Source organism: bacterium (assembly GCA_024228115.1).
In the GTDB taxonomy this organism is placed as follows: domain Bacteria; phylum Myxococcota_A; class UBA9160; order UBA9160; family UBA6930.
Genome location: JAAETT010000437.1, coordinates 1 through 14,889 on the forward strand (window position 1 = coordinate 1; position 14,889 = coordinate 14,889).

A 14,889-nucleotide genomic window follows, 5' to 3' on the forward strand; every position below is an offset into this window, starting at 1 on the left:
AGGTGACAGTCTGTGCGGTAGTATCCGGCTTCATGAAGGGGCCCTTGTTGAGGGGAAACGCGTGTCGCAACACGTTTCTACCGCAACTGGGGCCTTCTTCAATTCAGGAACGCGACTTCTTCATGAATTATTCGGGCTAGGACCCTCGGCCAGATTCAGATGCGGGCCGGGCCCCCCAAGGGTCCCGGCCCGCTCTCATTTTCGGCTCCTGATCGAATCGCAAAGCCTCCAACAGGTGTCCCCCAGGGCGTGGCGTGGTAGCATGCCCCGTCCGAAACTGGCGTCCTGTCAAACCGGCTCCACCGTTCGAAAGGGCAACGACCATGCTCCATCGCCGCGTCCTTCCCCTGCTCGCCATCAGCCTGCTCTTCAGCGTGGCATGTCACGAGGTTCATTTCGAACCTCGAGGCGGTGCGGGCGAGATCGACATCCTCGACGATCTTTTCTCGGTTTCGGTGATTGACGGCGAGACCGTCATCGCCTCCGGGTATTGGGGCGCGATCTATCGCAGCACCGATGGCGGAAAGAGCTGGACCAAGGCCACGACGCCCACCAAGAGCCTGATCTACGACATCAGCATGGCGGACGACAAGGTCGGTTGGGCGGTCGGGCAGCTCGGCCTGGTCCTCTACACCGACGACGGTGGCCAGACCTGGAGCAAGCAGAGCACGCCCAAGAACGAGCAGGGTGTCCATCTCTTCTCGGTGCAGGCAGTCGACCCGCTCCGGGCATTGGCCGTAGGCGAGTGGGGCACGATCATCGGCACGAAGGACGGCGGCAAGACCTGGCGGGACGATTCGCTCACCGTGAGCGCGACCCATCCGCAATTCGTCTGGCTCACCGTGCACGACCAGGAGCGCATCCGAGCGGGCGAGGCCGTGTTCGAGGACGTGGGACTCAACGATGTCTCGTGCCTGCCGTCGAATACGGAGCACTGCTGGATCATCGGAGAGTTCGCCTACCTCTTCCGAAGCGAGGATGGAGGCGACACCTGGGAGCGCGGCGAGATCTTGTCTGGCGTCAAGGTGGCCCCGATTTCCCTCGCCTACAACTCGATCGATATCACCGATGAAGATCGCGAGGTCATCGCGGAGTTCGCACAAGGGATCGCCGACAAGCAGCACCTGAACATCGCGATCCAACCGCGCGTTTCCGCTCGAGAGATCAAGACGTTCGGCAAGCAAGACGATCCCTTCCCGCTCTTCGAGATCATCGAAGCGCGAACCCAGGAGGTGCAGTCCGCCATCGAGGATGCCGGCGTTCTTTCGGATCGCATCCGTCGCCGAGGCGCGCCTCCCTGGGATTTCGAGGATTTCCTCGAGAAGGATCCGGATTTCCTGACGCGTTACTTCGAGAGCCGGCTGTCGGAGTCTCCCCAGATCGAGGTCACGATTGCCCAGAACCCGTATCTCTTCAGCGTGCGCTTCGCCGACGAGAACGAGGGCTACATCTCGGGCCTGGGCGGAGTCGTCCTTCGTAGCAAGGATGGCGGTCGCACCTGGCGTTACGAGGACATCGGCCGGAAGTCCGCGATTTTCTCCGTCCACCCCTTCTCTGGCGAGAATGCGGTGATCGTGGGCGAGAAGGGCCTGATCCGGCTCAGCTCGGATAGCGGGAAGACCTGGCAGGAATCGTCGGATCCGATCTTCCGGACCGTCTTCACGTTCATGCGCGGCGTCAGCTTCGTCGGAGACACTGGCTACATCGTTGGCCAGCGCGGGCTGGTGTTGCGCTCGGATGATGCGGGGCGGACCTGGCGGGATGTGAGACCGGTGAAGAGCCTCATCGTGGCGGCGGGGCACTAGCGGGCCCTCCGGGGCTTTGGTCGCGCTTCAGGGCCTGCCCGGGCTGTCACCAACGAATCCCCCCGTGGGGACCGGTGAGGCTGCTCGCTATGCTCAAGAGGCTCCGGTGCCGGGCCGATTCTGGGAGGCTGGAGCGGATTCAGGAGGGCTTCAATGGCCGAGGGCGGGCAGCGTCCCCGTGTTCTGGTAGTCGACGACAGCCGTTACTACCGGGAGCTTGCCAAGGACGTCCTTTGTACCCGGGCGGAGGTCGAGTGCTGCGCGAACGGTGCTGACGCTCTGGTGGCCCTCTCTCGAGAGCCTGCCGATCTGGTGCTGTCGGACCTGTCGATGCCCGGCCTCAACGGCCTGGAGCTCTTGCAGAAGGTTCAACGGGAGCATCCCGGTACGGACTTCGTGTTGATGACGGCCCATGCCTCGGTGGAGAGCGCAGTCGAGGCCTTGCGCATGGGCGCCGCCGACTACCTCCAGAAGCCGGTCCGCGCGGAAGACCTGATTCTGGTCATGGAACGCACTGTCGCGAGGCGGGGGGTGCTGGTCGAGAACCTTCGGCTACGCGATGAGCTCGCCGCCTTCGAGGCGTGCAAGAGCTTGACCGCGTGCCTCGAATCCGAAGAAGTCTTCGCTGTCGGGCTGGATCTGGTGGTACAGGCCGCAGGCGCAACCAGCGGCTTCTGCCTGTATGGACGTCCTTCGCTGCCGGGCTCTCATGGCTTCCATACCCGCGGCATGGACGAGGAAGCTGAAGCCCAGCTTCGAGAACTCGTCGCCCGAGGCAAACGCCTGACGATCGAGGGTGGGGAGGGTCCCGAGCGGCATTCGGACGGTCCTTTCGTGCGCGCGCTTCAAGACGCCCGGATGCCCGTCAACGAGGCGCTCGTGGTTCCGGTGCAAGGGTCCGAGACCGAGACCGAGAGCGGGCTCTTCTGCATCGTTCAGCCGACGGGTTCGTTCTCGGAATCCTCAGTCGCCAGAGCCGGGATCGTTGCGAGCTTCGCGTCCGTCGCATTGCAAAATGCCGAGCGTTATCTGCGTGTCCGCGAGCGGGCATTCGTCGACGACGTGACGGATCTCTACAACGCGCGCTACCTGCTCGAAGCCACCGAACGCGAGGTGCGGCGAGCCGAGCGCTACGGAAATGCACTCTCGATCTTGTTCCTCGACCTGGATCGCTTCAAGCTCGTGAACGACCAACATGGGCATCTGGTCGGATCGGGAGCGTTGCGTCAGCTCGCGCAGGTACTCCTCCAGTGCGTGCGAACCGTCGACACCGTGGCGCGCTATGGCGGCGACGAGTTCACGATCATCCTCGTCGATACGGAGGAAGACGTGGCCGGTCAGATCGCCGAGCGCATTCGCCAGGCCGTGGAAACGACCTCTTTCGAGGCCACCGATGGCGTGACCCTCCGACTGACCTGCAGTGTGGGAATCGCGGCCTATCCCGCCCACGGGTCCCGCCCGGATGAACTCCTCGATGCGGCGGACAAGGCCATGTACCGGGCCAAATCGAACGGGTGGAACAAGGTCTGCTCGGCAAGTGAGCTCGACTGAGCGGTCCACCAGGGCTCGTTGGCAGGGCCCTGTCCCCTCTGCTAACCAACCTCGCGATTTTGAAGCTGTTTTCCTGCAAGCCAGGCCAGCCGAGAGAGGAACCTTGAGCGACCACCCGTCTTCCGAGAGCCCCAGCGCAGCCGCGCTTGGAGGTCGGCAGGATGTCCACCTCGATGGTATGGGCGATCTGCGGCGGACCCATGCCTGTGGCGAAGTGGGGACGGCCCAGGTCGGTGACGAGATCGTGGTCGCGGGCTGGGTCCATGGTCACCGAGACCATGGCGGCGTGATCTTTGCGGACGTGCGAGATCGCACGGGCCGCCTGCAGTTCGTGTTTCGGCCGGACAACGACGCCGAAGTCCATCGCCGGGCCGACGAACTCCGCACGGAGTTCGTGATTCTCGCCCGGGGCCGGGTCGTGCGTCGTGATCCGGAGAATGTGAACCCGGACCTCCCGACCGGGGAGGTCGAGGTCGAGGCAAGCGAATTGCGCGTGTTGAACGCCGCCGTGCCGCCGCCGTTCCCGATCGAAGACGAATCCGGCGTCGACGAAGCGGTACGCCTGCGGAACCGGATCCACGATCTTCGGCGACCCACACTCCAGCGAACCCTGCGAATGCGCTCGGAATTGGGGCAGGCCTTCCGCCGCAGCCTCTGCGATCTGGATTTCCTCGAGATCGAAACGCCCATTCTCGCGAAAGCAACGCCGGAAGGGGCCCGCGATTTCCTGGTGCCGAGTAGGCTTCAGCACGGCGAGTTCTACGCCTTGCCCCAATCGCCCCAGATCATGAAGCAGCTGTTCATGGTTTCGGGCTTCGATCGCTATTTCCAGATTGCTCGTTGCTTCCGGGACGAAGATCAACGCGCGGATCGCCAACTGGAATTCACCCAGGTCGATCTGGAGATGTCGTTCGTCGGTGTCGAGGACGTGCTCGAGGTGCTGGAAGAGGTGACCTGCCGGGCGTGCAAGGAAGGCGCGGGCGTCGAGTTGCCACGCCCCTTCCCGCGCATGTCCTGGGCGGAGGCGATGAGCCGCTTTGGCATCGATCGGCCGGATACGCGCATCCAGCTCGAGTTGGTCGAGTTGACGGATCTTTTCGCGGCCAGCGAGTTCCGCGCCTTCCGCGGCGTGGTCGATGCGGGCGGGATCGTGAAATGCCTTCCGATTCATGATGCGGACGAGCTTTCGCGCGGAGACATCGACCGGCTCGAGAAATTCGTCCGGAAGGAACTCGGTGCGAAGGGCCTGGCGTGGATCCGCGTAACGGCCGACGGAACCTGGCAATCGCCGATCGTGAAATTCCTCTCCGATGCGGAGCGCGAGGCGATCCAGGAGAAGACCGGCGCTCGGCCTGGCAGCCTGGTCTTCTTCCAGGCCGATCAATCCGAAAAGGCCAACGGCATCCTGGCCCGCCTGCGGGTGGATCTCGGCCTGCGCCTGGGCCGAACGGACGGTCGCGGTTGGGATCCTCTGTTCGTCGTCGATTTTCCGCTCTTCGAGCGGGAAGAGAACGGCGGGCTTACCTACATGCACATGCCCTTCGTGGCGCCGATGGACGAGGACCTGGAACTCCTCGATTCGGAGCCCGAGAAGGTCAGGGCCACCCACTACGATGTGATTCTCAACGGCACCGAACTCGGTTCCGGAAGCCTGCGGAACCACCGTGTGGACGTTCAGCGCCGGGTCCTCGAGATCATGGGCTACGCCAAGGACGAGATGGAGGCACAATTCGGGTTCCTCCTGAATGCGCTGGAAGCGGGCGCACCGCCCCACGGCGGCTTCGCGTTCGGGTACGATCGCCTCGTCATGGTGCTGACCGGTGCAGAGAGCCTGCGCGATGTCATCGCCTTCCCGAAGACCCAGAGGGGACAGGATCTGCTGATGGACGCCCCGTCCGTGGTTCAGCGAGAGCAGCTCGAAGAGCTCCGCCTGCGCGTCGTGCGCGAGCGCAAGGAAGGCTGAGCTTGCTCCGAACGATGTTGATGCTGATCGTGCTCGTAGCCACGATGGTGGCGAACGCCGAGGAGGCGCCGCCCGTCGAGGAGGCGCCGCCCGTCGAGGAACCGGCGCCCACCCCCGTGCGCGCCGGAGTGCGCCGGACCTACACGGTCCAGCCCGGACAATCCCTGTGGCAAATCGCCTCTCTGACGGTGGGGGACCCGACCCTCTGGCCGGCGCTGTATCTGGCTAATCGGGATCAGATCAAGGATCCGTCTCGGGTCTATCCCGGCCAGGAACTGGCCATTCCGAATATCGACCCGGAGCGCGCGGCCACGCTGCGCCGAGAGGGCGGAGCGCTCAACACCCAGTAGGAGCGGGCGGCCCTCGCCTCACTCGGCTCGTTTCCCGGGATGCGGTGCGCTTCTAGATCGGCTAAATCGCCTCCTCATGACGGAACAAGGCCAGTTCGCCCGCGGTGCGGCGCCGAAGTACGCCGGCCAGGACGAGGTGAACCCGGATTCCGTCATCCTCTCGGGCTGGATGATGCTCGAGCATCTGGGTTGGCCCGAGGCGGGGGACCTGACCGAAAAGGGCATCACCACCTCGATCGCCAACAAGACCATCACCTATGATTTCGAACGGCTGATGGACGGCGCCACCAAGCTCAAATGCTCGGAAATCGGCGACGTCATCACCGCCAACATGGGCTAAGGCCCGAAAGGAAGACCCCCACCATGGCACGACCCAAGATCGCCCTGATCGGCGGCGGAAACATCGGAGGCGTCCTCGCAGAGCAGGCCGCCTATCGTGAACTCGGCGACGTCGTCCTCTTCGACGTGGTCGACGGCCTGCCTCAGGGCAAGGCCCTCGACATGGCCGAGGGCGCTCCTCTCCTCGATTCCGATGCGAAGATCTCCGGAACGAATTCCTACGAAGGGATTGCGGGCGCCGACGTGGTGATCATCACGGCCGGCCTTGCTCGCAAGCCCGGTATGTCCCGTGACGATCTGCTCAACACGAACCTCAAGATCATGAAGCAGGTGGCGGAGGGCGTTCGCGACAACGCACCGGATGCCTACGTGATCGTGATCTCGAATCCCCTCGACGCCATGGTCTACACGTTCAAGGAGGTGTCGGGCTTTCCGAAGAATCGCGTCGTCGGCATGGCTGGTGTTCTCGATTCCACGCGCTTCCGAAGCTTCGTGGCCTGGGAGCTGGACGTTTCGGTCCAGGACGTCACTGCGCTCGTGCTCGGTGGCCACGGGGATACGATGGTTCCCCTGGTGCGCTACTGCACGGTGGCAGGGATCCCGCTCCAGCAGCTGCTCTCTGCCGACAAGATCGATGCGATCGTCGAGCGCACGAAGAAGGCGGGCGGCGAGGTCGTCGGCTTGCTGAAGACCGGTTCGGCGTTCGTGTCACCGGCGGTTTCCGCGATCGAGATGGCCGAATCGATCTTGCGTGACAAGAAGCGGGTGCTTGCCTGTGCGTGTCTGCTCGAGGGTGAGTTCGGTGTCGACGGCCTGTATGTCGGCGTGCCCTGCGTCCTCGGCGCTGGCGGTGTCGAGCGGGTGCTCGAGGTCGAGCTGGACGCCGAGGAGCGCAAGCTCTTCGATGCAAGCGTCGAGCATGTGAAGACCCTGGTCGAGCAGATCGAGATCTAGGCCGGCTTCAACCACGGGATGATCCGCGCTGCGGCTTCGCGGCGTTGAGGAGCGTGACGTATGAACGTCCACGAGTATCAGGCGAAGGAATTGTTCCGCGCCTTTGGTGTCGCGGTGCCCGAAGGGCATCTGGCCTCCACGCCCGCCGAGGCGGAGGCCGCCGCGAAGCGGCTCGGTACGGCGGTGACGGTTGTGAAGGCGCAGGTCCACGCAGGTGGCCGCGGCAAGGGCGGCGGCGTGAAGCTGGCCAAGAGCCCTGCAGAGGCGAAGCAGCACGCCAGCGACATCCTCGGGATGACTCTGGTCACCCATCAGACCGGCCCGGCGGGCAAGCTCGTGCGCAAGGTCTACGTCGAAGCGGGTTCGGACATCGATCGCGAGCTCTACCTGGCGCTGACCCTCGATCGGGCAACCGAGAATTTCGCGATCATCGCCTCGACCGAAGGCGGCATGAATATCGAGGAAGTTGCCGAGAGCACGCCCGAAAAGATCCACAACGAGTTCATCGATCCGAACGTCGGACTGCAGAGCTATCAGGTGCGCAAGGTTGCCAAGGCGTTGAAGCTCGACAAAGGGCAGACCGCCAAGCTCGATGTCTTCTTGAAGGGCCTCTACAAGCTCTTCACGGAGAAGGACGGTTCCCTCGTCGAGATCAACCCGCTCGTGGTCACGGCGGATGGCGATCTCCTCGCGCTCGATGGAAAGCTGGGCTTCGATGACAACGGACTTTTCCGCCATCCGGAGATCGCCGAGCTACGCGATCCGGAGGAGGAAGATCCCCGTGAACGGGCGGCCAACGAGATCGACCTGGCCTATGTCGGCCTCGATGGTGATATCGGCTGCATGGTGAACGGTGCGGGTCTGGCGATGGCCACCCTCGACATGATCGCCGTCTGCGGCGGTAGCCCGGCCAACTTCCTGGATGCTGGCGGTGGAGCGGACAAGGAGAAGGTGAAGGAAGCCTTCAAGCTCATCCTCGAGGACGAGAAGGTGAAGGCGATCCTCGTGAACATCTTCGGCGGCATCGTGCGCTGCGATCTGATCGCTGAAGGCGTCGTGGCCGCCGCCGGCGAGCTGGGAGTCGAGGTTCCCCTCGTCGTCCGCCTGCAGGGAAACAACGCGGACCTGGGCCGCGAGATCATGGCCGCATCCGGCCTCAACCTTACGCCCGCCGAGACGCTGCAGGAAGCGGGCGAGAAGGCCGTTTCCGCGGCCCGCGGAGCCTGAGCCGATGTCCATTCTCGCTGACAGGAACACCAGGCTGCTGGTTCAGGGCATGGGCCGCATGGGCCAGCTCCATGCGAAGCTCTCCGTCGAGTACGGGACCCAGGTCGTGGGTGGCGTTCATCCAGGCAAAGGTGGTGCGACCCTCGAGGGGATTCCGATCTTCGATACGGTGACCGAGGCCGTGGCGGAGACCGGTGCAAATGCGTCGGTGATCTTCGTGCCGCCCGGAGGTGCCGCAGACGCCATACTCGAGGCCGCGGACGCTGGCCTCGACCTCACCTGCTGCATCACCGAGGGAGTTCCGGCAGTCGACATGGCCCGGGCGAAGCGCGCCATGCAGGGCTCTCGCACCCGGCTGGTCGGGCCGAATTGCCCGGGCGTCGTCGTGCCGGAGCAATGCCGGATCGGCATCATGCCCGCACAGATCACGAAGCCCGGGCCGGTCGGCGTGGTTTCACGCTCCGGCACCCTCACCTACGAAGCGGTCGATCAGCTCTCGCGGCTGGGGATCGGCCAGTCGACGTGTCTGGGAATCGGCGGCGATCCGGTGATCGGCACCAGCTTCGTCGATGCGCTCACGCTCTTCGAAGCCGACGGTCAGACCGAGGCCGTCGTGATGATCGGCGAGATCGGCGGCTCGGCCGAGGAAGAAGCCGCGCGCTTCATCCAGGAGAAGATGTCGAAGCCCGTGGTCGCGTTCATCGCGGGCCTGAATGCGCCTGCCGGAAAACGCATGGGTCATGCCGGCGCGATCATTTCCGGCGGAAAGGGCCACGCGAGCGACAAGATCGAGGCTCTCGAGGCGGCCGGTGTGGTCGTGGCGAAATCGCCCGGGGAGATCGGGAACACGCTCGCGGCCCGGATCGCCTAGCGGGGACGTCTCCGCCTTCTCTACTCCACGGTCCAGGTGTCGCCGGAGTGGAGGAGGGCTTTCAGGTCGCCAGGGCCATGCGCTTCGAGGGCGTCGTCTACCTGGGCCTGGAGCATGTGTTCGTAGTTGGGCTTCTCGACGGCGCGGATGACGCCGATGGGCAGCGGGAACTCCGGCCTTGCCATGGAGGCGAGGGCGAAGGCGTAGCTCGCACTGGGGGCCGCTTCGTTGTGGGTAGCGACACCGTGGCTCACGGGGTCGTCGTTGTCTCCGAGAGCGATGATCGAGGGCACGCCATCGTGGATGCGGATGCCCCTGCGGTCGCCCTTGGGTCCAAAGACGAGCGGCTCTCCGTTCTCCAGGGCGAGGGAGGACGAGACGCGCGTCTTCCGGTCCTCGAGCTCGAGCCACTCGTTGTCATTGTAGACGACGCAGTTCTGGAGGATCTCGACGAAGGCCGTTCCCTCGTGGGCGTGTGCGCGGTGCAAGGTCTCCTGCAGGTGGGGCGCGTCCACGTCGATCGTTCGCGCCACGAAGGTTGCGCCGGCAGCCAGGGCCAGGGCGATCGGATCGATCGGATGGTCGATCGAGCCCTGGGGTGAACTCTTGCTGCGCATGCCCTCGCGAGAGGTCGGAGAGTACTGGCCCTTGGTAAGCCCGTAGACCCGGTTGTTGAACAGCAGGATCTGCATGTTCAGGTTCCGACGAATCGTATGGATCAGATGGTTGCCGCCGATCGAGAGCCCGTCACCGTCACCGGTGATCACCCAGACGGAGAGATCCGGCCGGCTGGCTCGAATGCCGGTCGCGAAAGCAGGAGCGCGGCCGTGAATGGTGTGGAAACCGAACGTGTTCATGTAGTAGGGGAAGCGACTGGAGCAGCCGATTCCCGACACGAAGACCACGTTCTCCTTGGGTACGCCGAGCTCGGGCATCACCTTCTGGATGTTCTTCAGGATCGAGTAGTCCCCGCACCCCGGGCACCAGCGCACGTCCAGGTCGGAGACGAAATCCCGGGTCTTCAACGGAGCGGTTGTCGCGGCTGCCATTTCAGCTCCCTGCACCGAGGATCTGCTCGATGCGCGCGCGAATTTCATGCACTTTGAAGGGCTGTCCCTGGACCTTCGACAGGCTTTCCGCAGGAACCAGGAACTCGGCCCGCAGCAGGCGTCGGAGTTGGCCCGCGTTGAGCTCGGGCACGAGCACCTGACGGAAGCGTGACAGGACTTCGCCCAGGTCGGAAGGGAACGGATTCAGGTGGCGCAGATGCACGCTCGAAACGTCGAGCCCGTCTTCCCTGGCTCCGTTCACCGCGGAGCTGATGGCGCCGTAGGTGCCTCCCCAACCGATCACCAGGAGTTCGCCCTGGTCCGCTCCGTTCACTTCGGTCGGGGGAATGTCCTGGGTAATGCGAGCCACCTTCTCGGCTCGAAGCCGAACCATTCGCTCGTGGTTCTCGGCCACGTAGGACACGGTTCCGGTGTTCTCCTCGCTTTCGAGACCGCCGATGCGATGCTCGAGCCCCTTGGTTCCGGGAATGGCCCAGGGCCGCGCAAGCGTGTCCGGATCCCGCAGATAGGGCAGGAAACCCTCCGGGTCCTGGTGGTAGCGGACCTCGGTTCGCGGCAGGGAATCCACATCCGGAATCAGCCAGGGCTCCGAGCTGTTGGCCAGGTATCCGTCCGACAACACCGTAACCGGCGTCATGTACTTCACGGCGAGCTGGAAGGCTTCGATCATGATCGTGAAGCAATCGCCCGGGGTGCAGGGTGCGAGCACCGGCATCGGACTGTCGGAGTTTCGCCCGTACAAAGCAGCCAGCAGGTCGGCCTGCTCCGTCTTGGTAGGCATTCCGGTCGAGGGCCCCGCGCGCTGGACATCCACGACCACGATCGGAAGCTCGGTCATCACCGCGAGACCAATGGCCTCCTGCTTCAGGAGGAGGCCTGGGCCGCTCGTCGTGGTGGCGGCGAGCTGGCCTGCGAAGGCGGCGCCAATCGTCGCGCTCGCGGCCGCAATCTCATCTTCGGCCTGAAAGGTCTTCACTCCAAAATGCCGATAGCGGGCTAGTTCGTGGAGGATTTCGCTGGCCGGTGTGATCGGATAGGCGCCGAGGAAGATCGGCCTCCCCAGCTGCACGCCCGCCGCGATGATCCCCCAGGCCAATGCCTGGTTGCCCGTGATGTTCCGGTAGGTACCCGGCTGGATTTTCGCCTTCGGTACGGCGAACGAAGCCGGGAAGAGTTCGGTGGTCTCACCGAAGTGCATGCCCGCCTTCAGGACGCGGACGTTGGCTTCGAGGACATCGCCGCGAAACTTGGTTTCGAGCCACCTCACGGTCGATTCGATCGGCCGGTTGTAGAGCCAGAACATCAAACCGAGCGTGAAGAAGTTCTTGCAGCGATCCTTGTCTCGGGTGCTGAGCTTGAGATCCTTCAACGCCTCGCGGTTGAGGGATGTCAGCGGGATCTCTACGACACGGTACCGATCGACGAGTTCGGGCAGCGGGTCGTCATCGTAACCGGCCCGCTCCAGGTTCTTTCCGGTGAATGCATCGCTGTTGATGATCACCATGCCACCGGATCGCAGGTCCGCAATGTTCCCGTGCAGGGCGGCCGGGTTCAGTGCGACCAGAACGTCGGGCTGGTCGGCGGGCGTGCGAATGTCTTCGCTGGAAAAATGAATCTGGAATCCGGACACACCGGCAAGCGAGCCAGCGGGTGCGCGGATCTCTGCTGGAAAATCCGGGAACGTCGAGAGATCGTTTCCGGCGAGTGCGGTCGACTCGGTGAACTTGGTTCCGGTGAGCTGCATGCCGTCGCCAGAATCTCCCGCAAAGCGAATGGCGACGTGCTCGAGCTGCTTGACCTGCTTTTCGGGCAGGGCTTCGTGCTCGACCGGGTCATCCGGCTTCTCGGGCTGGGCCACGGGCTCGACCTTCTTGATCGGCTTCTTGGGCTGGGCCACTTGCTGTGGGCTCCTTGGGCGGCCGGTCTCCGAGTTGCACCCCGGGCGGGCCGCCGCGGTAGGGAACGCCCCGGCATTGTATCCCCCCAGGTGACCACCGAAACCCCCGAGGGCAAGAGCGTGGGAGATCTGGCCCGCCCGGGAAAAAGGCCTTTGAAAGAAAGGACTTCTGAGGGTGGCCTGCGCTCGGATGAACCTCAAGTGGCGGCCGCCCGGGGCCGATAGCAATGCATGTTCTTCGCGCGGCGGGATCAGCCGCTGAATCTCCTCCCGGGGGCCATTCGCAGCCTCCAGCTCTCGCTCAACACGCCCGTCGTGCGAGTGGAGAATCTGCCCGTGGCGCCGGCTCGAGCCGTCCTGGTCCTCCATGCCAGCTCCACGGGAGGGTTGGACGTGACGCTGAGCGTACGCTCGCTCAAGAGCGGCCAGGTGCTCCACTTCGCGCCCAGCGAGGATCTGCCCGACGCGGCCAGCCTGACGGACGCGGCGATGTCGTTTGGTGAGGGCATGGGATTCTTGTTCGATGACGATGAACTCGCCGTGGGGGACGCCGAGCGGGCCCACGGAATCTGGGTCGACTTGATGGGAGACCCACCCACACAACCTCCGGTAGAGGCGCTGGCGGAGCCCCAGCCGGCGGTGGAGGAAGCCAGCTTCGAGTTCGTCGAGGAAGAAGACGAGCCCGACGAGCTGGAGCTTCTTCTGGTCGAGGCGATCGACGAAGCCACCGTGGACGAACCGGTCGCGGCGGGCCAGTCGGCCCCAGCCCTCGAACCCACACCGGATCCGGCCCCCGAGGTCTCGGCGGAGCCGGCACCCGAAGTCTCGCCGCCGCCCGATACGAACGCGCTCACCTCGTTGGTGGAGGACGCTCTCGCGGCCGACGGTACGCCTGCCCTCTCCGAGGCCGAAGGCGTCCAGCCGGCCGCACCGATGCTGACCAAATTCCGCTCGGCCTCATCGGAAGCCGTTACGGAGCCTCAGCGACCAGAGATCGTTTCGCCGGAGTTCTCCGATTCCGAATCCGATCCCGAGGACGGTGTCGGGCCGGAGCTCGAATCCGACGAGTCCGCCATTGGCGGCGACGCCTCCGACGCCGAGGCGAACCTCCCCGACGCCGATGGACTGGTTGGCGAATCCCCCGTGAGCGTCGAGCCCACCCAGGCCGCGAATGCGTCGGAAGCCGACGAACCCTCGACCGGGTGTGCTTCCACAGAAGATGACACGCCGGTGCTGCACGAGGCCGATTCCGATCGGCCCCTGGCCCCGGCCGTCGCGAAGGGAGGTCGCCTTCGCAAGGCTGCTCTTGGCCGTCTGAGACTGGTGAAGAAACGAAAGCCTGCGTCCGACGAGGATCGTCGGAAATGGTTGGCCCGCATCCTCTCTACTTTTTGAAGGAGGCAACTCCGTGACAAGTCACGATCGAAATCGTCGAATCCTGTCGTTGGTTCTTGCTTTGATGGCCTGCGCCGTCTTCGCTTCGGGTTGTGCCACGTCTGGCGGCAGCCCGAAAGACGTCGCGGATACCTCCAGGCCTGGGAAAGCGGCGGTCGGCTCCGACCAGGCCGAACGCCGGGCGGCTGCTCACTACAACGTGGGTACGGGTCATATGCGAGAGGGGCGCATCGAGCTTGCGATTCGCGAGTTGCGCGTTTCGGAGGAGATGAATCCCAAGGACAAGTGGACCCAGCTCGCTCTGGCGGACGCTTACCGACGCAAAGGGCGCTCTGCCGATGCGGAGCAGCATCTGCTGAAGGCGTTGGCCGTCGACGCGGACTTCCAGCAGGCCAGCCTGACCCTTTCGGCGATCTACATCCAGCTGGAACGCTACGGCGAAGCGATCGCATTGACCGAAATGCTGATCGACGATCCGACCTTTCCCTTGCCCTGGGCAGCGCTTACCAACCAGGGCTGGGCCTACTACAAGCTGGGCCAACTCGTGCCGGCCACCGAGGCCCTCGAGATGGCGACCGAATATCATAGTGGCTACTGGCGTCCGGTCCTCAGCCTCGGCATCATCGAAGCGGCGCGCGGAAACAATGAACGTGCGATCAAGCGCTTCGAGCGGGTCGTCGAGCTCGGACCGGGGCCGCTGGCCCAGGCCGAAGCGAACTATCGGCTCGCTGAGATCTTCATTGCGCAGGGAAACCGCGATCGGGCCGTCGAGTATCTGACAGCCTCCGCGGCACAGAGGCCTAGCGGACCATGGGGCAAACGATCCGAGGAGTATCTGGATCGTCTCCGCTGAAGGGCGGGCCGGACGAGGCGGACGCACCGAAGCCGCCTTCCATCGGCCGGTACCTGGCGCGCCAGCGCAAGCTGCGCGGGATGGAACTCGACGAAGTCGTCGCACTCACGCGGGTCCCCCGCCGGTCCTTGGAACGACTGGAGAGCGGGGCTTTCGACGGCCTCTCGGACGGCTTCGTGCGGGGCTTCGTACGCACCGTCGCCATTGCCATCGGACTCGATCCCGATGAGACCGTCGCCCGGCTGCTCGCGGAGCCGGAGCTTGGCCCCCGCCGCCGCTGGCCTCGCGTTAGTGCGCTGGTCGGCATTGCCGTAGGCATCAGTCTGTTCGCGGCGATGTGTGCCGTCGTCGTCATGAGCCTCACATCCTCGGGGCCGGCGGTGGAACCTGCCGATTCCGCCGGGCGAAGCGCGAACGAACCCGGGCTTCTCCGTCGGGATCCGGTCCGCGTCCTGGCAGAAGAGCAGCGCGCGCTTCGGCAGGATTGAACACCGCCAAGGCGGAAGCGGGGACGTTCTTTCCGATGTTTCCGTTACTCGGTTTCCCGCAGAGCGGGAAACCGAGTAACGGAAACATCGGAAAGAACGTCCCCGCTTCCTGGCTGTTACCCTGCT

Annotated in this window: 13 protein-coding genes; 11 read left to right on the forward strand and 2 right to left on the reverse strand. The window is 64.5% G+C overall.

Going from position 1 to position 14,889, the window contains the following annotated elements; all coding sequences use genetic code 11:
* Nucleotides 1–323 precede the first annotated feature (323 nt).
* From GY937_18985 to sucD, 8 genes are all read left to right on the forward strand, one after another.
* Entirely contained in the window at nt 324–1,805 is a 1,482-nt protein-coding gene (locus GY937_18985; protein ID MCP5058792.1) for a hypothetical protein, read from the forward strand.
* A 153-nt stretch (nt 1,806–1,958) separates the two neighbouring features.
* On the forward strand, nt 1,959–3,356 hold the full coding sequence (locus GY937_18990) for a diguanylate cyclase (protein MCP5058793.1): 1,398 nt from the start codon (nt 1,959–1,961) through the stop codon (nt 3,354–3,356).
* Nucleotides 3,357–3,534: 178 nt separating this feature from the next.
* On the forward strand, nt 3,535–5,319 hold the full coding sequence (aspS, locus tag GY937_18995; protein MCP5058794.1) for an aspartate--tRNA ligase: 1,785 nt from the start codon (nt 3,535–3,537) through the stop codon (nt 5,317–5,319).
* A 14-nt stretch (nt 5,320–5,333) separates the two neighbouring features.
* Complete coding sequence (locus GY937_19000) at nt 5,334–5,669, forward strand: LysM peptidoglycan-binding domain-containing protein (protein MCP5058795.1); 336 nt, start codon at nt 5,334–5,336, stop codon at nt 5,667–5,669.
* A gap of 76 nt (nt 5,670–5,745) precedes the next feature.
* Nucleotides 5,746–6,009 carry a hypothetical protein gene (locus GY937_19005; protein MCP5058796.1) on the forward strand — a complete coding sequence of 88 codons (264 nt, stop codon included), beginning with the start codon at nt 5,746–5,748 and terminating at the stop codon, nt 6,007–6,009.
* Between the two features lie 23 nt (nt 6,010–6,032).
* Nucleotides 6,033–6,962, forward strand: a complete 930-nt coding sequence (gene mdh, locus GY937_19010) for a malate dehydrogenase (GenBank protein ID MCP5058797.1) — start codon at nt 6,033–6,035, stop codon at nt 6,960–6,962.
* A gap of 60 nt (nt 6,963–7,022) precedes the next feature.
* Entirely contained in the window at nt 7,023–8,189 is a 1,167-nt protein-coding gene (gene sucC / locus GY937_19015; GenBank protein MCP5058798.1) for an ADP-forming succinate--CoA ligase subunit beta, read from the forward strand.
* A gap of 4 nt (nt 8,190–8,193) precedes the next feature.
* Entirely contained in the window at nt 8,194–9,060 is an 867-nt protein-coding gene (gene sucD, locus GY937_19020) for a succinate--CoA ligase subunit alpha (GenBank protein ID MCP5058799.1), read from the forward strand.
* 20 nt (nt 9,061–9,080) lie between these two features.
* Here the strand turns inward: sucD and GY937_19025 are convergent, their stop codons facing one another.
* Nucleotides 9,081–10,109, reverse strand: a complete 1,029-nt coding sequence (locus GY937_19025; protein ID MCP5058800.1) for a 2-oxoacid:ferredoxin oxidoreductase subunit beta — start codon at nt 10,107–10,109, stop codon at nt 9,081–9,083.
* Nucleotide 10,110: 1 nt separating this feature from the next.
* Nucleotides 10,111–12,396 carry a 2-oxoacid:acceptor oxidoreductase subunit alpha gene (locus GY937_19030; protein ID MCP5058801.1) on the reverse strand — a complete coding sequence of 762 codons (2,286 nt, stop codon included), beginning with the start codon at nt 12,394–12,396 and terminating at the stop codon, nt 10,111–10,113.
* A gap of 24 nt (nt 12,397–12,420) precedes the next feature.
* On the opposite strand from GY937_19030, the gene GY937_19035 reads away from it, so the two are divergent.
* From GY937_19035 to GY937_19045, 3 genes are read left to right on the forward strand one after another with little or no spacing between them, the layout of a single operon-like run.
* Nucleotides 12,421–13,422 carry a hypothetical protein gene (locus GY937_19035; GenBank protein MCP5058802.1) on the forward strand — a complete coding sequence of 334 codons (1,002 nt, stop codon included), beginning with the start codon at nt 12,421–12,423 and terminating at the stop codon, nt 13,420–13,422.
* A gap of 13 nt (nt 13,423–13,435) precedes the next feature.
* Nucleotides 13,436–14,275, forward strand: a complete 840-nt coding sequence (locus tag GY937_19040) for a tetratricopeptide repeat protein (protein MCP5058803.1) — start codon at nt 13,436–13,438, stop codon at nt 14,273–14,275.
* The gene (locus GY937_19045) at nt 14,233–14,763 is read left to right on the forward strand and encodes a helix-turn-helix domain-containing protein (protein MCP5058804.1); all 531 of its coding nucleotides are present in this window, start codon (nt 14,233–14,235) and stop codon (nt 14,761–14,763) included. Before GY937_19040 ends, GY937_19045 begins: the two co-directional genes overlap by 43 nt.
* Nucleotides 14,764–14,889 lie beyond the last annotated feature (126 nt).